Raw genomic sequence first — 19,589 nt, forward strand, 5'->3', positions numbered from 1 at the left:
AGGGTCAGGCCGCGCGGTTGCCGCGCACGCCGTCGGCCAGGGACTCGACAAAGGCCAGCACCTTGGCCACCAGCCCGGGCCTGGCCTTGCCGTCCGCGTCCAGCTCAGCCTTGATGGCGTCGACGATGGCCGAGCCGACCACGGCGGCATCGGCGGCCTGGGAGATCGCGGCGGCGGCTTCGGGCGTGCGGATGCCGAAGCCGACGGCGATCGGCAGCTCGGTGTGGCGGCGCAGGCGCGCCACCGCCTCGCGCACATGGTCCACCGGCACCGCCTTGGTCCCGGTGATCCCCATGATGGAAACATAATAGACGAAGCCGCTGGTGTTGCGCAGCACCACCGGCAGGCGCGCGTCGTCGGTCGTCGGGGTGGCCAGGCGCACCCAGTGGATGCCGGCTTTCAGTGCCGGCAGGCAGAGCTCCTCGTCTTCCTCCGGCGGCAGGTCGACCATGATCAGGCCGTCGACGCCCGCGTCCTTGGCGTCGGTGACGAAGCGCTCGACGCCGTAGCTGTAGATGGGGTTGTAGTAGCCCATCAGGATGATCGGCGTGTCGGCATCGCCGGCGCGAAAGGCGCGCACGGTCTCCAGCGTCTTCGCCAGCGTCATGCCGGCTTTCAGCGCACGCAGGCTGGAGGCCTGGATCGGCGGCCCTTCGGCCATGGGATCGGAAAACGGCATGCCGAGTTCGATCAGATCGGCACCCGCGCCCGGCAGGCCCTTCAACAGTTCCAGCGCCGTCTCCGGGTCCGGGTCGCCGGCGGTGACGAAGGTGACCAGGGCGCCGCGGCCCTCGGCCTTCAGGGCGGCGAAGCGCCGCTCAATTCTGCTCTCTGCGCTCACAGCTTCACACCCCTCAAAGCTTCACGCCGAGGGCTTCGGCCACCGTGAAGACGTCCTTGTCGCCGCGCCCGCACATGTTCATGACAAGCAGGGCGTCGCGGTCCATTTCCGGCGCCAGCTTGCGTACGTGGGCGAGCGCATGGGCCGGCTCCAGCGCCGGGATGATGCCTTCGACCCGCGAGCAGAGCTGGAAGGCCTCCAGCGCTTCGGTATCGGTAGCGGAGACGTACTCGGCGCGGCCGATGTCGTTGAGCCAGGAATGCTCCGGCCCGATGCCCGGATAGTCGAGGCCGGCGGAGATCGAATGGGCGTCTATGATCTGGCCGTCGTCGTCCTGCAGCAGGTAGGTGCGGTTGCCGTGCAGCACGCCGGGGCGCCCGCCGGTCAGCGAGGCGGCATGCTCGCCGGTCGGGATACCGCGCCCGGCCGCTTCGACGCCGACGATGCGCACCTCCTTGTCGTCGAGGAAGGGGTGGAACAGCCCCATGGCGTTGGAACCGCCGCCGATGCAGGCGACCAGCGCGTCGGGCAGGCGGCCCTCGGCCTCGTTCATCTGCTTGCGCACCTCGCGGCCGATGACGGACTGGAAGTCGCGCACCATGGCCGGATAGGGATGCGGGCCGGCGACCGTGCCGATGATGTAGAAGGTCTCCTCGACGTTGGCGACCCAGTCGCGCAGGGCGTCGTTCATGGCGTCCTTCAGGGTGCCGGTGCCGCTGGTCACGGCCTTCACCTCGGCGCCCAGCAGCTTCATGCGGAAGACGTTGGGGGCCTGCCGCTCGATGTCGGTGGCGCCCATGTAGACCACGCAGGGCAGGTTGAAGAGCGCGCAGAAGGTGGCGGTGGCGACGCCGTGCTGGCCGGCCCCGGTCTCGGCGATGATGCGGGTCTTGCCCATGCGCCGGGCCAGCAGGATCTGCCCCAGCACGTTGTTGGCCTTGTGGGAGCCGGTGTGGTTCAGCTCGTCGCGCTTGAAGTAGAGCTTGGCGCCCTTGTCCGGGGCCGCGTCCTTGCGCAGTTCCTCGGTCAGGCGCTCGGCGAAGTAGAGCGGGCTCGGCCGCCCGACATAGTGCTTGGCGTAGTAGTCGTACTCGCTCTGGAAGCTCGGGTCCTTTTGGGCGGCGGTGTAGGCGCGCTCGACGTCCAGGATCAGCGGCATCAGCGTCTCGGCGACGAAGCGGCCGCCGAAAAGCCCGAAGTGACCGGCCTCGTCCGGGCCGGCGCGGAAAGTGTTCAGCGTTCCCATGGGGGACGTTCTGTCCTTGTTCGCAGCGTTTCTTATTGATGAAGGGCGGAGAGTGCCCCAAACGCGCCGCTGCCGCAATGCCCGCGCGCGGCCCCGTTTTCGGCGGATTATCGCGTCCGGTTGGGCCTCGGGCGGCCCCCGGGCGGCCCAGGGGCGGCGCCAGGCGGTCCGCTAGAGCGCTTTCGCGGCGGTCAGAAAGACCCTGATTTTTTCAGGGCTTTTCTCGCCGGGCGCATCCTCGACGCCGGAGGCCACGTCGAGCGCCGGTGCGGCGGTCGTGGCGACCGCCTCGGCCACGTTCTCCGCCGTCAGGCCGCCGGCCAGCATCCAGGGCAGCGGCCAGCGCCGGCCCTTCAGGATCGACCAGTCGAAGGCCAGCGCATTGCCGCCGGGCAGCGCCTCCTTCATCTCCGCCGGCGGCTTGGCGTCGAACAGCAGGCGGTCGGCCACGGCGAGGTAGGGGTCGACGGCCTCCAGGTCGCCGGCCTGGCGCAGCTTCACCACCTTCATCACCGGCAGGCCGAAGCGCGCCTTCACCGCGGCCACCCGTTCCGGCGTCTCGGACCCGTGAAGCTGCAGCAGGTCCATCGGCGCGGCCGCGAGGATGGCTGCGATGGTGGCGTCGTCGGCATCGACCAGCAGGCCGGTCTTGATGACCGCCTGGGGCACGCGGGCAGCCAGGGCCGCCGCATGCTCCGGCGTCACGGCGCGCGGGCTTGGCGGATAGAAGTTCAGCCCGACAAAGGCCGCGCCGGCCTCCACCGCCGCGTCCATCGCCTCCGGCGTCGAGATGCCGCAGATTTTTACGTCAACGCTCATTTTCATTTCGGTCGCTTGGCTTCCGGGCGCCGGATTAGGGCGGCTTGGAGCGGTCAAGTCAATGGGATTGGCTTGGCAAGACCTAGACCTGGTGTCTTGGGGGACGCCCAGTGAGACGACGATATGCTTCAGCGGCGACGGTTGCGAGAAGGGCCGTAAAGGCAAGCCATAGGACGGCGGTCATGAGGCCTGTCAGTACACGCTCCGCGACGTAGCTTCCTTGGGTTGCCATCGCGATGCTGTTGGGGGCGCCGAAGTGCCCACGCGAAATGCTGAAGATAACCAGCAAACCGACAAGGGTCAGGACCGGGAGCCCGGCCAGCAGGTAGGCGGCAAGCAGACGTACTCCATTGCCGGCGGTGGCATCCCAGGTGGCCTTTAAGCTCCGGTCTTCATCGAGTGCGGCAGCGGGCAGAACCTGGCTCAAGCGGCTCAGCACGTAGAGCCAGACGAGCATTGTACCTGGAAGCAGAACATACCCTTGGAACTGCATCGACAGTGACGGTGGTGCACCGGTCCGGGCTGTTTCAAGAAACTGGAACAGCATCGGAAAGGCGAAGAGGTAAACCGGTAGCCAGATGAGCAGACAGGCAAGGACTGCAAAGATAATGAAAGCGGAGCTTCCTGTCCCGAACAGTGGTTTCGGAAAGAGAGCTCCCGGCGACTCGTGAATTCGAAACCACATCAGACCAAAAAGAATGTAGGGCAGCGCCTCGACCAACAGCCAGGCGCTGGCGAAACCCTGCAGCTGAGGGCCTAGCGAAAGCCGAACAAGCCAGAGCGCCACAATGACGGCCAGAGCAGGAACCGTAAGAAGGAAAAAGCGCCAGAGGTCTGCGATGACAGCTCCATAAGCTGAAATCACGATGCGTGTAACAGGCAGCTTCATCGGTCCGCCTCGCTCACATTCAATTCAATAAGCAGGGCAACTCAAGAGGCAGGGCTCGCTTGCATCATGAACTCCAGCCGGCATCATCCCCGTCGGATCGCGGTGTCGAGGAGAATTCGCGTCCTTCCTGCATTCATTAGCAAGTCCTTCGATCCTGATAGGTGGGTTCTGACAAGCGCGTTGCAAGCGTTCCCGTTGGCTGACCAGCAGTGAACCGAGGTACGATAGCGATGGGGGCGTCGTCGGCATCGACCAGCAGGCCGGTCTTGAAGATGCGGTCGGCCTCCCGGTGCTGCGGCATCCTCCAGCGTCGAAATGCTGCAGACTTGCGCGTCGACCCTAACGGAGGCTGCTTGGAGCGCTTAAGTCAACGGGCGCCTACTCGAAGCGCTCCAGAACTTCCCGGCGATGGAGGCTCCAGCCGGTCAGGGTTGAAAACGCTTGAACCAGAACGGAGCAGGCGAGGGCGTAGTAAAGGTAGAGGATAACGTTGCCGGCTGGGATCAAGATCCAGAGCAGCCAACTCTCATACGCCGTTGTTTCGAGCTGGGCGGCGACCCCTGAATCCATTGCTGCCATGAGGAGTCCCACGCCGAACGGCAGCAGCAAGAGGGGAACCGCGGTAAGGCAGAGCACGATGACGATGCGCATTCCGTTCTTTCTGGTGGCACGCCAGGAAGCACCGAGACGCTGCGGTGCGTCGACGGCGATCCACAGAAACGTGAAGCCAAGACGGGCACCGAAGTAGAAGGCAAGAGCATAGAGAGCGACGATCAGTATGATCGTGAGAGCCGGCGTTGGACCTTCGTAGTTTGCGGCGGAGAACTGGAAAAGAAGCGCCGGAATATAAAGGACCAGGAGCAGTACGTAGTATCCGAGAAAGGGCAGAAAGCGTTTCCCCGGGTAACTGATCAGGCCAGGCCGCGCCTCGGGCGAACGCAGCAGCAAGAAGCGCAGCCAGAGAGCCTGGAACAGCGTAATGACGACAAATGACAGCACGGTGCGAAGGATGCCGAGCCCGGGATCGGATGATCCCTCGGGAATGAAGCTTTCCAGCAGCACGGCGATGACGAGGGGCAAAGCTGCGGCCCGCACCAAGGCGTCACGGTTGTTGTACGTGTCCCGGTACCCTGCCTTCGCGGTCCGCCAAACCGGCAGCCTCGGCAGGGACGATCCTTCCGCCGCAATAGTGCTCATTCAAAGCGCTGCAGGACGTTGCGGTCGGCGGCGGGGACCCAGCCGGTCGTGCTGCGGAAGGCAAAGGCCAGCAGCGCGAAGAGGGCGGCCTGATGAAGGAAGATGGTCACGTGATAGAACAGGAAGGCGATGAGCTGCCAGCCCGCGCTGTCCGACCAGCTCGGGCTGTAGAACCATACCAGCCAGGGCCCGAGCACCGCGATCACGGCGATCAGGAACAGCCGCCCGGCGAGCGGCTGGGTGTGCCGCCAGGACTCGGCAAAGCCGTAGTGCTCGTCCACCGCCACGGCCGGCAGCACGAAGGAAAGGCGTATCTGGATATAGAACAGCGGCAGATAGACCGCCCAGTAGATCAGGTCTCCTGAAAGCAGATGGGTGCTTTCCTCATCTTCGAAAGGCGCCAGGGGCTGTCCGCCCTCGGGTGCCGTTTCGGCGGTGCCGAGACTGCCCGCCTCCAGCCAGAACTGCAGGAAGACCAGCGGCAGGGTGATGAGGGAGATCAGGAAATTGAACTTCAGGAAGGTCCAGTGGCGCTCGCCGAAGTTGGAGAACACGGTCAGCGGCTGGGCGGCCGGCCCCAGCAGCAGAAGGCGCAGCCAGGGCACCCCCAGCATGGTGGTGGGGACCGCCAGGAAGAGATACCAGAGCACATAGGCGCTGGGAGACTGTATCTGGGTGCTGACGATCACGAGAAAGATGATCGACAAGGCAATCGGCAGCGAAAGGCACCACAGCAGGGATCCGGCGTGGCGATACAGCGCGGTGTAGACCTCGGCAATGGTCGTCGCAACGGGCAGCGGACCGGTGGCTTGCTGCGGCGGCTCGCTGGTGATCATTCAACGCGCTCCAAGCTGCCTCTGTGCGATCCCCCCCCGTGCGATCTCCCCCCGTGCGATCCCCCCCGTACGATCCTCCCCCGTACGATCCCTCTCTGTGCGTTTCCAGAATGGGAGCGGCCGGTTGGGCGGCGGGCCAGCACGGACAGGATGACGATCACAACAAAACCTCCAAGCCGGGGAAGAGCCGGGCTGCAGGGTATCACAGAGGACGCGATCCACAGCGGCCGATCGACAGCCGACCGGGGCCGGAGGGCTCGGCCGCGCAGGTCACTCGAAGCGCTTCAGCATGTCCTCGCCGGTTTCGCTCCAGCCGCTGAACTGGGCATAGACTTTAGCAACCGCCGCCGCGACCAGCCCGAAGGCGATGTACTGGACGATGATCGAGAAGACCATGGTCGGTCCGAAGAACAGGGCCATGGCGGTCAGGCTCAGCGACCCGTCCGGGCCGATCAGCCCTCCGCCCGGCTGCCCAAGATCGATACTCGATACAAGCAGGTTGCTGAAGAAGCTGCCGAAAAGCATGACCGCGAAGACAACCGGAAGCATGGTCAGGATCATGGCTGCGAAGAACCGCAGGCCGTTGCCGCGGGTCAGGCGCCAGGAGCCGGCGAGGCTCAGTCGCTGATCCACGCTCACCGCCGGAAACACCAGGGCCAGGCGCAGCGAGACGTAGAGCAGCAGCAGGTATAGCAGGAAGCCGGTTGGAACCACCCAGAGCGCCTGCGCCAACAGAGCCATGGGGTCCGGGCCCGCCGCGGTGGTTCCGGCCAGGTAGGTGAGACCGATGCTGCCCGCGAACAGCAGCAGGAACGGTATGATGAACAACAGCAGGTAGACCAGCAGATAGCCGAAGTAGATCCAGGTCCGCATACCCAGCAGGGGCCTCGGTATGGCACCGCTGCGCGGCCCCAGCAGCACGATGCGGCCCCAGGCGATGCCGAAGATGACCAGGGGCAGCAAGCTGAGAAGCTGAACCGCGAGGTCCAGAGTAAAGTGGGTATCCGCGACGACAACACCGGCGGCGCCGATCACGATGCTGAGGACAAAGGGCAGGGCCGCTGCCTTGCAGAGCGGCCAGAAGCGTCCGAAGACAGCCCTGTAGGCGCCGCTGACGGTGGCCGCGATGCCCAGCTTCATCAGAGGCTGCGTTTCCAGCGGCGGCTGTGTTTCCTGCAGGGTCAATCCTCGGCTCCCTTGCGCATCCATCAACCAATACGATAATTGGCGCGAGTCTATTCGACTGAAACGGGGAACGGCAAGGAAAAGCACGCTGCCGGCGGCCCGTCGCGCCCGGTTTCGGCGCCAGTGTCGCGTCCACGGACGTCCCAGCCACAGCCGGCCGTCCCAAGGAACGGCAGCTTTGGGTCGCGAGTCCGAAGCCGGCGGTTCAGGACGTCTTGTCGTTTTCCCTGCTCGACGGGGGCTGCGTGGACGGCAGGTTGCCGGTTGTATCCGGAACCCAGCCGGTGCAGGTGCGAAAGGCAAAGCTGAGGAAGGTGAAGACCACCGCGAAGGCAAGAAAGTTGGCGACGGCCTGGATCAGGTTGAAGACGATAACCCCCAGGATCGAGGGCGGTTCACCCGGGCTGACGGCGGGGGCCGGGCGCTCGGCGGGCAATCCTTCCCCCGGGATCTGCGGCATCAGGTCCGCCATGGACAGCCCGAAGAACAGTTGCAGGAGAACGAGGGAGATGGCGATCTGCGCGATGGTGAGCGGCAGGGCGACGGCCGCCAGGGCGACGGTCAGCCGGAAACCCTGGCCGGCAGTGTGTTGCCAGGACAGGCCGAGGCCATAGGTTTCTCCAGCCGCCGCCGCCGGCAGGACGAAGCCCAGGCGTGCAAGCGCATAGATCATCCCGGCGAACATCACCAGCAGCACCAGGACCGCGCCGGGGCCGACCTGTCCGGTGGGGCCCATCAGACCGAGGATCGCGGCAAGCACGGAGCCGATGAAGGCCAGGGGAACGGCCATCAGCATCATAGCGAGCACCAGGAAGGCGCTGTAGCCGAAGAAGCGCCAGTGGAGCTCGCCCCAGGAGAGGGCCTTGGCGGGCAGTGCTTCCGGCCCGAAGAGGATGATCCGGCACCAGTTCACCCCGAAATGGCAGCTGGCGGCGAAGCTCACCAGAACCAGGAACAGACTGACCCCGCCGCCGGCCGGCAGGATCAGCGAGATCACCCAGGCGCCGACCAGCAGGGCGGCGGCGCCTTTGGCGGCCTCGGCGACCAGCGCCAGGCGGCCGAAGACGGCGGCGAAACTGGCCATGACCGTGGCCGCGACCGGGATTTCGGCGACCGGTCCCGACGGGGGGGATTGCTGTGCCGTCATGTGCTACCCGGCCCGCGCCTCTTGGGGGCCGCCAGCCGACCCCGTGGCGCCGCCCGATCCCGTAGTGCCGCCCGACCGGGGGCCGCCCGACTGGGGGCCGCCCGAGTGGGGGCCGCCCGAGTGGGGGCCACCGTCGTGCTCTGCGGCCGCGGCCAGTTCCTCGGCGATGCGCCGGGCCGCGGCGCGCGGATCGTCGGCGGCGTTGATCGGGCGCCCGATGACCAGGTGGTCGGCCCCGGCGGCGATGGCCTCTGCCGGAGTCATGACCCGCTTCTGGTCGCCGCTGGCCGCCCAGGTCGGACGGATGCCGGGCACGACCAGCAGAAAGTCCGCGCCGCAGGCCTGGCGCAGAGCGGCGATTTCCCGCGGCGAGCAGACCACGCCGTCAAGACCGCTGTCCTGCGTCAGGCGGGCCAGGCGCAGGACCTGATCCTCGGCCGGCCCGCGCTGTCCGACTTCTTCCAGATCGGCGGCGTCGAGGCTGGTCAGCACCGTGACGCCGATCACCTTCGGCCGTTCGATCCCCAGGTCCTCGGCGGTCTCCCGGGCGGCCTGCGCGGCCGCCTGCATCATTGCCCGCCCGCCGGAGGCGTGGACATTCAAGATGGCCGGGCGCAGATGCACCGCGGCCCGGACCGCGCCGGCCACGGTGTTGGGGATGTCATGGAACTTCAGGTCCAGGAACAGCGGCGCGCCGCCGGCGGCCACGCGGACACCGTCGGGCCCCTGGGCGGTGAACAGTTCCTTTCCCACCTTGACGCCGCCAACGGCGCCCAAGACGGCTTTGGACAAGGCCGCGGCACGCTCGATGTCCGGCGTGTCCAGGGCCACGAAGACACGCTCCTGCGGCGCGATCGCGCCGTCTTGTGATTTCACGGTCATGGCCTCTACCTAGCAGAGCCGCGCGCGCTCGACCAGAGGCAGTGAACGGGTGCTTCGCCGCCTTTTGTCGCGGGTGACCTCAGTCCTCTTCCAAGCGCCCGCCGCGCCCTTCCGCCCAGGTGCGGAAGTCCTCGTAAGGGCGCTCGCCTGTCGCGGTCCTGGCCAGTTCCTCACCCATGACCGCCCCGAACTTGAACATATGGCCGCTGCAGCCGCCGATCACCGTCACGCCGCCGGTGCGTTCGGTGACGAAGCGGCTGTCCGGCGCGATGCCATAGGGACAGAGGCGTCCGCGCAGGATTCTGTAATCGTCGAGATCCCGCAGCACTCCGCGAAAGGCGGCGGCCACGCCGGCCGCTTCGCCGTCGCCCAGCGGATCGAGGGTGTCCGGGTCGGCGGGGCGGCGGTGGGCAGCGGCGCCGAACTTCAGCTCGCTTCCGGCCACCGGCGGGGCGGCATAGATGTCGGCTGCGTTGGAGAGATGCACCATTGCCGGCGCGGCGGCCCAGGCCTCCGCATAGGCCTCCGGCGGCTCAAGATAGGTCACGACCTGGCGGTGGGGCACCGCGCGGCGCGCCAGCTCCGGGAACAGCTTGGCGGTCCAGGCGCCGGCGGCGACGACAATGGCCTCGGCACTCTCGCGGCTGCCGTCGGCGAGGCTCAAACAGCCGGCGGCGGGGTCGACGCCGACGATCCGGGTTTCGTCGCGCAGCTCGACGCCGCGGTGCCGCAGATAGCGCACCAGGGAATCGACAATGCGCGCCGCGAACAAAAGGCCGCCGCGCCGGTTAAACAGGCCCCAGGCCCCCGCCGGCAACGCCAGGAAGGGATAGCGCGCGTGGATGTCCGCGGCGTCCAGGGTGTCGTAGTCGAGGCTGAGCGCATCCAGCGTAATGCGGGAGCGATCGGTCCAGTCGTCTTCTTCCGTGGAGACCGCGAGGCTGCCGATCTCCGCGTATGGGGTCTCGCCCAGGTCGTCCCACAGACGGCTCCAGGCCGCCAGGGCGTCGATCACCATGGCGCAGTATCCGCGCTGATCGGCATAGGGCAGCCGGATAAGGCGGTGCTGGTCGTAGGACGCCCCGCCTTCGTGCGGCAGAGGCCCCTGCTCGAACAGAACCGGGTTATGACCCTGGCGCACCAGCGCCCAGGCGGTCGCAAGACCGACGATGCCGCCGCCGACGATGAGCACCTTCATGCGCGCAGCCTCACAGCATTGCCCCTCTGAGCCATGGCATCACCTGCATATGCGCTGCCTTCCCGAGACCGCTTGCGGTCCGGAGAGCATGCCTGCCGCAGGGGGCTCCGGCCAGTGGGAAATACCGGTGGGAAATACCAGTGGGAGATATCGGTGGGAAATGCGATCAGCCGCGTTCGTGGACCAACTGCGCGGCCGCCAGATCCTCGATCGCGGTGCCGACCGACTTGAAAACCGTGATCTGATCGTAAAACCGCCGGCCGCTGCGCTCGCCGCGGGTGAGTTCGAAGAGGTCGCCGGCGATATCCTCTTCGCTCAGCGCCCCCGCCTCGATGGCCAGCAGGATATCGCCGGCTTCGCTCAGCGCGCCGGCGCGGGTGTCGACGAAGACGCGCGCGCGTTCCATGACGCGGTCGTCGCTCTCGCGCATCTCCGGCCGAAACGCGCCGACCAGGTCCAGGTGCTGGCCGGGTTGCAGCCAGTCGCCGCGGATGAGCGGATCATGGCTCAAGGTGGCGCAGGAAATGATATGGGCGCCTCGCGCAGCCGCTTCCAGATCCTCGGTCGCTTCCACCCGCAGGTCACGGCGATTGAGGCGCCGCGCGAGTTTCTCGGCCTTCTCCAGACTGCGCCCCCAGACCAGCACGTTGCAGACCGGCCGCACCGCGGCATGGGCCATGATCAGCTGCGGGGCCATGGCGCCGGTCCCGACCATCAGGAGCCGTTCGCTGTCCGGCCGCGACAGGTACTTGGACGCAAGGGCGGACGCGGCCGCCGTCCGCTTGACCGTCAGGGTCGGCCCGTCCACCAGCGCCAGCGGCGATCCGGTCTTGCCGTCCAGCAGGACGTAGATTCCCATGACGGCCGGCAGACCGCGGGCGCCGTTGTCGGGAAAGATGGTGACCATCTTGATGCCGACGTGGCGGTCCACCTGCCAGGCGGGCATCAGCAGCAACGTGCCGGTACTGGCGCCGGTGACCTCGACGTCGTGGTGGTGGCGGACGGGGACCTTGATGTCGCGGCGGAAGGCCTGTCGCAGCCGCTCGATCAGGCTCGGATAGTCCAGCACCGCTTCCACCTCCGCCGAGGAGAGGATGCGCATTACGGACTTCCGGCTGCCGCGGGAAGCCTTGGGGTCTGGTCGGCGGCGGTGGATGCCGGGGGAGCCGAGGGCAGGCCGGCGGCGCTTGCGGGGCTATGTGCGGCGGCGCTGCGTTTCAGGTTCGTCAGTTCGCGCTCCAGCACGGCCGCGCGCTGCTGGGCCTGGCGGGCGCGTGCCCGCGCCGCGCCGAAGCGCAGCCACATCAGGAAGGCGCCGACCACGAAACCGAACAGTAGGCAGGCCAGGACGACCAGGGAGAAGGGCAGCGCCTGCTGGATTTCAAAAGGCCAGAAGTCGATCACCACCGGGTCGCGGTTGGCCACGGTGAAGACAATGAACACCGGGGTCAGCAACAGGGTCATGAACCAGAAGATGTAACGCACGGGGGGTGCCACCCAAGCTGTTGGACGCTCAATCGGGGCAGTCTAGCCCAAGCGCAGGCACTGCGCGAGGCCGTCTTGGACGGACGCACGAGCGTGCAAAAACATGAAGCGAGGGACGGGGTCCCCAGCGCCTGCGGCGGCGTCTAACCGGCTGGTGTCCGGTACCGAGGCCGCGCGGCGGGCCGGCACCGAAACCGTTTCAGCCCTCGCGTCCGTTCAGGCGTTCGCGCAGCTGTTTTCCGGTCTTGAAGAACGGCACGTGCTTTTCCGAAACGTTGACCGCCGCGCCGGTGCGCGGATTACGGCCGATGCGCGCTTCGCGCTTCTTCACCGAGAAGGCGCCAAAGCCTCTGAGCTCGACCCGGTCCCCCCGGGACAGCGCTTCGGAGATCTCGTCGAAAATCGTCGTAACAATACGTTCCACATCGCGGTGATAGAGATGCGGATTCAAATCAGCGATATGCTGTATCAATTCCGATTTCGTCATAACGACATGTTTCCCCTCCCGACCGCGGCAATGGTCGGGTGTCCCCTGCCCGTTTGCCTCCCGCAGCTCACCGATCTGCGCCGCTGTTCTCTCAAGGCTGTTGCGCCCTGTTGTTCCCCTGACGTGGCAATCAGCCAGAGTGCGGCGACGGAGCCCGCGCTGCCCTTGAGCGCCGCCTGCAAGCGGTTTTCATCTCAAGTACCCAAAACGTTGCCAGAGGACGCGCGCGCCGTCAAGGTAAGTCTTTCAGAACAAACGTTTTTTTGCTTCGCTCCAAGATTCCGCGGCGGAAAGGCCACGGCCGCCCAAAGAAAATGCGGCCCGCCGGGGATCGGCGGGCCGCAGAATGGTCTTTCCGGAAAGGAGGGGCCGTTGCCGGCTCAGCCTTCCTTTTTCTCTTCGCCTTCGGCCTTGGCGCGGGCCTCCGAGATGGCGGCGCCGAGGATGTCGCCGAGGCTTGCCCCGGACTCGGTGGAGCCGTATTCGGCCACCGCCTCTTTTTCCTCCGCGATCTCGCGCTGCTTGATCGACAGCGCGATCTTGCGGGTCTTGGGATCGATGGCGGTGATCCTTGCGTCGACCTTCTCGCCGATGGCAAAGCGGCTCGGCTGCTGTTCGCTGCGGTCGCGCGACAGTTCGGCCTTGCGGATGAAGCCGATGGCGCCGTCGCCGACCTGAACCTCGATGCCGTTGTCGACAACCTGATGCACCGTGCAGGTGACCACGTCGCCCTTCTTCAGGTTCTCGGTGGAACCGGCGAAGGGGTCGTCGCCAAGCTGCTTGATGCCCAGGCTGACACGCTCTTTCTCCACGTCGACGTCCAGCACCTTCACCTTGACGCTGTCGCCCTTGCTGTACTGCTTGACCGCTTCTTCGCCGGAGAGGTTCCAGTCGAGGTCGGAGAGATGGACCATGCCGTCGATCTCGCCCGGCAGGCCGACGAAGAGCCCGAACTCGGTGATGTTCTTGATCTCGCCTTCCAGCTCGGTCCCCGCGGAGTGGCTTTCCAGGAAAGCCTCCCAGGGGTTGGAGCCGCACTGCTTCAGGCCCAGGCTGATCCGCCGCTTCTGCTCGTCGACGTCGAGGATCATGACCTCGACCTCCTGAGAGGTGGAGACGATCTTGCCCGGATGGACGTTCTTCTTGGTCCAGCTCATCTCGGAGACGTGAACCAGGCCCTCGATACCGGCTTCCAGCTCCACGAAGGCGCCGTAGTCGGTGATGTTGGTGACCCGGCCCATGAACTTGGTGCCCACCGGGTACTTGGCGCCGACGCCTTCCCAGGGATCGGCCTCAAGCTGCTTCATGCCCAGGCTGATGCGCTGGGTTTCGGAATTGAAGCGGATCACCTGGACGTTCACCTGCTGGCCGATGGACAGCACCTCGGTCGGGTGGTTGATGCGCTTCCAGGAGATGTCGGTGACGTGCAGCAGGCCGTCGACACCGCCGAGATCGACGAAGGCGCCGTAGTCGGTGATGTTCTTCACTACGCCCTGCAGCACCTGACCTTCCTTCAGGTTGGCGACCAGTTCGGAGCGCTGCTCGGCGCGGGTTTCCTCCAGGACGGCGCGGCGGGACACGACGATGTTGCCGCGCGAGCGGTCCATCTTGAGGATCTGGAAGGGCTGGGGCGTGCCCATCAGAGGGCTGACGTCGCGCACCGGGCGGATATCGACCTGGCTGCCGGGCAGGAAGGCCACGGCGCCGGAAAGATCGACGGTAAACCCGCCTTTCACGCGGCCGAAGATGGTTCCGGTGACGCGCTCGTTGCTGTCGAAGGCCTTGGCCAGCTGGGTCCAGGCTTCCTCGCGCTTGGCCTTTTCACGGCTCAGCATGGCCTCGCCGTTCTTGTTCTCCATGCGCTCGAGGTAGACCTCCACCTCGTCGCCGACCTTCATCTCCGGCACCTGGCCGGCTTCGGCGAATTCCTTCAGCGCGACGCGGCCCTCCGACTTCAGGCCGACGTCCACAATGGCGCTGTCGCCTTCGATCGACACGATCGTTCCGCGCAGAACCTTGCCTTCAAGGGAGTCGTCAGTGCCAAGGGATTCATCAAGGAGGGCGGCAAAACTCTCACCCGCCGCCGGGGCATTCTCGCTGGCTGCTTCAGCCATTCGGTTCGTCCTTTCTCGTCTCTGCACTATCCAGGCCGGGCGGTTGCACCCGCCGGTCTTCCCGGGACCATCCCGGGCACCACTCTAGTTTTGCAAAACTCCGCGGGACGCGGCTGGGTCTTCCGCGTGATCCTCTGCTTACTGTCGGATCCATCCCCAAAACAGCGATCCGCATGGCCGGCCCCGACCTGTCCGCGTCCGCGCTGTGAACCGGGCCCTGTCGCTAGAGGCCGGGCAGCTTCAGACGCCTTTCGATCTCGGCCATCGCGGCTGCGAAGGCCTGGTCGGCATCCATCTCGCTGGTATCGAGCCGCAAGGCATCTGCCGCGGCCTTTAACGGGGCGGTCGCCCGCCCGCTGTCGCGCGCATCCCGTTCGCGCAAGTCCTGCAAAACGCGGGCGTATATACTCTTCTCCCCGCGTTCTAGCAACTCTTTATGGCGCCGCCGGGCGCGGGCCTCCATCGACGCTGTTAGGAAGAATTTCATATCAGCGTCAGGGCAGACCACCGTGCCGATGTCGCGGCCGTCCAGCACCGCGCCGCCTTTGCCCTCCGGCGGCTGCGCCGCGAAACGGTGCTGGAAGGCCAGCAGGGCCTCGCGCACCGCCTGGTTGGCGGCGACCTTGGAGGCCGCCTGGCCGACCGCCTCGCTGCGCAGGTCGCTGCGCTCCAGGTCGGCGGGACCAAGGCTTCGGGCGGCCTCGACCGCCTCGTCGTGGTTCTGCGGATCGCCGCCGGCGGCCAGAACCCTGGCGGCCACGGCCCGGTAGATGGAGCCGGTGTCCAGGTAGGCGAAGTCGAGCGCGGCGGCCAGCCGCCGGGCCAGGGTGCCCTTGCCGGCGGCCACCGGCCCGTCGACAGCGATGATCATGAGGCGAGCTTCATGGCGGCGATAATCATAGGACGGGGATCATAGCCTGCGGTGTCGCGCGGCCGGGGCGGCCTGCGCGGCGTTCTCGTGGACCCGGTTCACACATCGCCCAGTTGCGCGCCCAGGCCCTGCATCAGGGCGGTGAAGTCCGGAAAGGAGGTGGCGATGGGCGTGGCGTCGTCGATCTGCACCGGCCGCTCGCTGGCCATGCCCAGCACCAGGAAGCTCATGGCGATGCGGTGGTCCAGTTCGGTTTCGATCGGCTGGTTGTTGCCGCCGGGCGGGCGGCCCCTCACGCCGTCGACCACGAGGCTGTCGGGGCCTTCCTCGACCGCAAGGCCGCAGAGGGCGAGGCCGCGGGCAACGGCGGCCAGGCGGTCGCTTTCCTTCACCCGCAGTTCGGCCAGTCCTTCCATCACCGTGCGTCCCTCCGCCGCCGCAGCCGCCATGGCCAGCACCGGGTACTCGTCGATCATGGAGGGCGCACGTTCGGCGGGCACCGTCACGCCGTGCAGGGCAGAGCCGCGCACCAGCAGGTCGGCGACCGGCTCGCCGCCCACCTCCCGGGCGTTCTCGATGACGATGTCGCCGCCCATCTCCTGCAGGGTGGTTACCAGTCCGTTGCGCTGCGGGTTCATGCCGACCCCGGGCAGGCGTACTTCCGATCCCGGCAGCAGCAGGGCGGCCACCAGCGGAAAGGCGGCGGAGGAAGGATCGGCCGGCACCTCCACGGGGCGTCCGGTCAACTCCGGCTGGCCGGTCAGCACGATCTCGCGCGCTGTGCCGTCCTCCAGCGCGATCTCGTTCAGGCGCAGGCTCGCGCCGAAGTAGGCCAGCATGCGCTCGCTGTGGTCGCGCGTCGCCTCCCGTTCCACCACCCGGGTCTCGCCGGGGGCGTTCAGCCCTGCCAGCAGCACCGCCGACTTCACCTGCGCCGAGGGAACCGGCAGTTCATAGTCGAGCGGCAGGGGATCGCGGCTGCCCATCACGGTGACCGGCAGCCGCCCGCCCTCCCGCGCGATGAAGCGGGCACCGCAGGCCGACAGCGGATCGGTCACCCGCGCCATCGGCCGGCTGCGCAGAGAAGCATCGCCGGTGAGCACCGCGGTCAGCGGATGGCTGGCCAGGATGCCCAGCAGAAGCCGCGCGCCGGTGCCGGAGTTGCCCATGTCGATGACATCCGCCGGTTCGCTCAGGCCGCCGATGCCGCGCCCCCAGACATGCCAGCGCCCGGCCTCGTCGCGCTCGATCTCCGCGCCGAGCGCGCGCATCGCGGCGGCGGTGCAGAGCACGTCCTCGCCTTCCAGCAACCCGTCCACCGTGGTCTCGCCGCAGGCGAGCGCCCCCAGCATCAGCGCGCGGTGCGAGATCGACTTGTCCCCCGGCAGCCGCACGGTGCCGGTCAGGGCATCCGTCGGCCGCGCCGTCATGGGATGCGCCGTCATGGGACGCGTCGTCGCGTTGTCGCCTTTTGCACCTTGGGCTTGCATGCTCTGGGGTCGCACCTGAACGTCTTTCTCTGTCCTGCGCCGAGCGGCAGGTCTGGCGGGGACTGCGCTGCCGCCGAAACGCCAAGACCTGCCGTTCGGCGCATCACCGAATTACCTTTTGACAGCGATGCACGATCATGGCAATTGCCAAACCCGGGACCAGACAATTCGAAGATCCTTGGAGGACGCGCTGGTGGCTAATCCGAAGTGGGGGACCAAGCGCATCTGTCAGAGTTGTGGAGCCAAGTTCTACGACCTGCGGAAATCACCGATCATCTGCCCGTCATGCGGGGTGGAGTTCGACCCCGAAGCTCTGCTGAAATCGCGCCGTACGCGCCCGGCGCCGAAGCCCGAGCCTGCACCGAAGGCGAAGAAGGCCGCCCCTAAGACGGAAGAGGAGGCGACCGGCGATGACGACATCGACCTCGAGGATGCCGAGGCCGACGCCATGCTGAAGGAGGCCGGCGACGACGAGGAGGAGGATTTCATCGAGGATACCTCCGACCTGGGCGACGACGACGATGTGGCCGAAGTCGTGGTCAAGGAAGACAAAGACGACACCTGAAGGCCCGGCAACCTGGCCCGGCAACCTGGCCCGGACCCTGGGCCGCGGGGGCGAAACGGGCCCGAAACCGGAAGCGCTGGTGGCGGGTCTCCCCGGCGAGATTTTCCTTGCCTTGCGGCGGTGGGATACCTAATTTCCCGCGCACAGTCGGTCCGGGGCGCCTGTCCCGCAGCGATCGCCTGTCTTCCCTAAGGGGCCGTAGCTCAGTTGGGAGAGCGCTACAATGGCATTGTAGAGGTCGTCGGTTCGATTCCGTCCGGCTCCACCAGTTTCCAAAACCCCCGGCCGGCCCGGGGGTTTTGCCTTTCTGAGCGGCCGTCGCAGCTCAGGGCACGGCGATCTTCAGCACCCAGACGAAGAGGCTGTAGAAGCCGCCGACCAGCACCGCGCCGGCCAGCACGTGCAGCAGGGCGGCGGTGAGGCTCATGCGCTCCCGGTAGGTGACAAGGCCGACGGCGACGAGGCCAACGGCGGCGGTCACCAGGAAGCCCAGGGGCTTCAGCAGCAGCGCCCAGGCCAGCAGGGTCAGGGCTATTCCCGCCAGACGCGGGCGGTCGACCCGCGGCGCCTCCAGAACCTCGGTGGAGACCGCCGGGCCTTCGCTAGCTGATTGCGATGGTGCCGGCTCTGCTGCTTCGGGCGCCGTGCTGCGCCGGCGCAGCAGGCTGCGCAGGGCGAGACCGAGCGCCGCCAGGATCAGCAGGATGGCCGCCGTGCGCGGAAAGACGGCGCCGAGTTCCGACATTTCCCCGGTGCGCGACAGCGCGAAGACGCCGAGCCCGAGCGCGAGCGCGGCCGCCAGCAGGTCGGCGATGCGCGAGTCGCCCTTATCCATCGCTGACCGCCTTTGCCAGACGGCGGCGCCGTGCCTTGGCGATCAGGGGCCAGACCAGGGTCAGGAGGATCAGCGCGATGATCGCCAGGGAGATCGGGCGCCCGAAGAACATCGCCGGAATGTTGCCCTGGGCGCCGCCGATCAGCCAGGCCTGCACGAAGCCGGCCTCGGCGATGGGCCCGAGGATGAGGCCGAGGACGATGGGCGAGGCGGCCAGGCCGATGCGGGCCAGCAGCCAGCCGGCAAGGCCCAGGGACACCATCATGAGGACGTGCACGACGTTGGACTCGATGGCGTAGGACCCGATCACCGTGAGCAGCGCGATGGCGGGTGCCAGGGCGGTCTTGGGCACCGAGATGATGAGGCGGAAGGCATAGCGCCCGACCACCAGCCCGGTGGGCAGCATCAGCAGGGTGGCGATGATCAGGCCGAGCACGAAGGTGTAGACGATGTCGCCCTGCTGGGTGAAGAGCTGCGGGCCGGTGCGGATGCCCTGCACCAGCAGCGCGCCCAGGATGATGGCATCGGGCGGCGTGCCGGGGATGCCCAGCACCAGGGTCGGGATGAAGCCGCCGCCGACGGTGGCGGAGTTGGCGGCCTCCGAAGCGATGACCCCGTCCTTGGCGCCCTTGCCGAAGCGCTCGGACTCCGGTGAGCTGCGCTTGGCCTCCGCATAGGACACCAGCCCGGCCACCGACCCGCCGGCGGCCGGCAGGATGCCCACTGCGGTGCCGATCACCGCCGAGCGGACGAGGTTGAACTTGGAGCGCCAGACGGTGCCCAGCGCCTCCAGCAGGCGAAAGCCCGCCATGCTTTCGCTGCGCCGTTCGAGGTGGGCTTCCGGGCGGATCACCAAATCGATCAGCACGGGGATGCAGTAGAGGCCGATCATCGCCGGGATGATGGGGATGCCGCCCAGCAACTGGGTCTGGCCGAAGGTGTAGCGCACGTCGCCGCCCACCACTGCCGAGCCGACGGTGGACAGCAGCAGACCGATACAGCCGCCGATCAGCCCCATCAGGGTGTTGCCCGCCGAGAGCGTGGCGATCAGCGAGAGGCCGAAGATCGCCAGCCAGAAATACTCCACCGGCCCGAAGGCGAGCGCGATCTGCGACAGCGGCGGTGCGAGGAACAACAGCGCCAGGGCGCCTACCAGGCCGCCGACGACGGAGGCCAGGCAGGACAGGGTCACCGCCAGATCGCCATGGCCGCTCTTGGCCAGGGGAAAGCCGTCCATGGCGGTGGCGATGGCCGCCGGGGTGCCCGGCGTGTTCACCAGGATCGCCGCGTAGGCGCCGCCGTAGATGGCGCCGGTGTAGACCGCCCCGAGGGCGATGAGGCCGGAGGCCGGGTCCATGGTGAAGGTAAAGGGGACCAGCACGGCGACTGCCATGGTCGCCGAGAGGCCGGGCAGCGCGCCGATGATCGTTCCCGCCATCACCCCGCAGAGGGCGAGGGCCAGGTTCAGCGGCGAGACAGCCGCAACCAGGGCTTCGAGCATC

At 67.2% G+C, this 19,589-nt stretch carries 19 protein-coding genes and 1 tRNA gene; 2 read left to right on the plus strand and 18 right to left on the minus strand.

Annotated features, from left to right (window positions below; translation table 11 throughout):
- Positions 1-4 precede the first annotated feature (4 nt).
- The 16 genes from trpA to aroA form a co-directional block, all read right to left on the minus strand.
- Complete coding sequence (gene trpA / locus ACO06P_RS15320) at positions 5-841, minus strand: tryptophan synthase subunit alpha (RefSeq protein ID WP_420346103.1); 837 nt, start codon at positions 839-841, stop codon at positions 5-7.
- A gap of 13 nt (positions 842-854) precedes the next feature.
- Positions 855-2,087: a tryptophan synthase subunit beta gene (gene trpB, locus ACO06P_RS15325; protein ID WP_420346104.1), complete on the minus strand. Its 1,233-nt coding sequence runs from the start codon at positions 2,085-2,087 to the stop codon at positions 855-857.
- A gap of 171 nt (positions 2,088-2,258) precedes the next feature.
- Entirely contained in the window at positions 2,259-2,906 is a 648-nt protein-coding gene (locus ACO06P_RS15330; protein ID WP_420346105.1) for a phosphoribosylanthranilate isomerase, read from the minus strand.
- 82 nt (positions 2,907-2,988) lie between these two features.
- On the minus strand, positions 2,989-3,795 hold the full coding sequence (locus ACO06P_RS15335) for a hypothetical protein (protein ID WP_420346106.1): 807 nt from the start codon (positions 3,793-3,795) through the stop codon (positions 2,989-2,991).
- A 378-nt stretch (positions 3,796-4,173) separates the two neighbouring features.
- Complete coding sequence (locus ACO06P_RS15340) at positions 4,174-4,992, minus strand: hypothetical protein (protein WP_420346107.1); 819 nt, start codon at positions 4,990-4,992, stop codon at positions 4,174-4,176.
- A complete protein-coding gene (locus ACO06P_RS15345) occupies positions 4,989-5,828 on the minus strand; it encodes a hypothetical protein (protein WP_420346108.1) in 840 nt (279 codons plus the stop codon). Before ACO06P_RS15345 ends, ACO06P_RS15340 begins: the two co-directional genes overlap by 4 nt.
- Positions 5,829-6,098: 270 nt before the next feature.
- A complete protein-coding gene (locus ACO06P_RS15350; protein ID WP_420346109.1) occupies positions 6,099-7,013 on the minus strand; it encodes a hypothetical protein in 915 nt (304 codons plus the stop codon).
- A gap of 205 nt (positions 7,014-7,218) precedes the next feature.
- Positions 7,219-8,160 carry a hypothetical protein gene (locus tag ACO06P_RS15355; RefSeq protein ID WP_420346110.1) on the minus strand — a complete coding sequence of 314 codons (942 nt, stop codon included), beginning with the start codon at positions 8,158-8,160 and terminating at the stop codon, positions 7,219-7,221.
- A 3-nt stretch (positions 8,161-8,163) separates the two neighbouring features.
- Entirely contained in the window at positions 8,164-9,042 is an 879-nt protein-coding gene (pyrF, locus tag ACO06P_RS15360; RefSeq protein ID WP_421938128.1) for an orotidine-5'-phosphate decarboxylase, read from the minus strand.
- 79 nt (positions 9,043-9,121) lie between these two features.
- Positions 9,122-10,240 (minus strand): NAD(P)/FAD-dependent oxidoreductase, encoded by a 1,119-nt coding sequence (locus tag ACO06P_RS15365; protein ID WP_420346112.1) that lies wholly within the window; start codon positions 10,238-10,240, stop codon positions 9,122-9,124.
- Positions 10,241-10,406: 166 nt separating this feature from the next.
- Positions 10,407-11,342, minus strand: coding sequence for an ornithine cyclodeaminase family protein (locus ACO06P_RS15370; RefSeq protein ID WP_420346113.1), 936 nt, complete (start codon positions 11,340-11,342; stop codon positions 10,407-10,409).
- Complete coding sequence (locus tag ACO06P_RS15375; protein WP_420346114.1) at positions 11,342-11,725, minus strand: lipopolysaccharide assembly protein LapA domain-containing protein; 384 nt, start codon at positions 11,723-11,725, stop codon at positions 11,342-11,344. Before ACO06P_RS15375 ends, ACO06P_RS15370 begins: the two co-directional genes overlap by 1 nt.
- A gap of 199 nt (positions 11,726-11,924) precedes the next feature.
- On the minus strand, positions 11,925-12,212 hold the full coding sequence (gene ihfB, locus ACO06P_RS15380) for an integration host factor subunit beta (RefSeq protein ID WP_299398774.1): 288 nt from the start codon (positions 12,210-12,212) through the stop codon (positions 11,925-11,927).
- Positions 12,213-12,592: 380 nt separating this feature from the next.
- Complete coding sequence (gene rpsA, locus ACO06P_RS15385) at positions 12,593-14,326, minus strand: 30S ribosomal protein S1 (protein ID WP_420346115.1); 1,734 nt, start codon at positions 14,324-14,326, stop codon at positions 12,593-12,595.
- A 223-nt stretch (positions 14,327-14,549) separates the two neighbouring features.
- Positions 14,550-15,197 (minus strand): (d)CMP kinase, encoded by a 648-nt coding sequence (gene cmk / locus ACO06P_RS15390; RefSeq protein ID WP_420346116.1) that lies wholly within the window; start codon positions 15,195-15,197, stop codon positions 14,550-14,552.
- Positions 15,198-15,295: 98 nt separating this feature from the next.
- A complete protein-coding gene (aroA, locus tag ACO06P_RS15395; RefSeq protein WP_420346117.1) occupies positions 15,296-16,642 on the minus strand; it encodes a 3-phosphoshikimate 1-carboxyvinyltransferase in 1,347 nt (448 codons plus the stop codon).
- A gap of 238 nt (positions 16,643-16,880) precedes the next feature.
- Between aroA and ACO06P_RS15400 the strand changes: the two genes are divergently transcribed.
- Positions 16,881-17,252, plus strand: a complete 372-nt coding sequence (locus tag ACO06P_RS15400) for a TIGR02300 family protein (RefSeq protein WP_420346118.1) — start codon at positions 16,881-16,883, stop codon at positions 17,250-17,252.
- 192 nt (positions 17,253-17,444) lie between these two features.
- A tRNA-Ala gene (locus ACO06P_RS15405) sits at positions 17,445-17,520 on the plus strand.
- Positions 17,521-17,577: 57 nt separating this feature from the next.
- Here ACO06P_RS15405 and ACO06P_RS15410 read toward each other — a convergent pair.
- Positions 17,578-18,087, minus strand: a complete 510-nt coding sequence (locus ACO06P_RS15410) for a tripartite tricarboxylate transporter TctB family protein (RefSeq protein WP_420346119.1) — start codon at positions 18,085-18,087, stop codon at positions 17,578-17,580.
- Entirely contained in the window at positions 18,080-19,588 is a 1,509-nt protein-coding gene (locus ACO06P_RS15415; protein WP_420346120.1) for a tripartite tricarboxylate transporter permease, read from the minus strand. Before ACO06P_RS15415 ends, ACO06P_RS15410 begins: the two co-directional genes overlap by 8 nt.
- Position 19,589: the final 1 nt, after the last annotated feature.

This window comes from Pelagibius sp., from assembly GCF_965227505.1.
GTDB lineage: Bacteria > Pseudomonadota > Alphaproteobacteria > Kiloniellales > Kiloniellaceae > Pelagibius.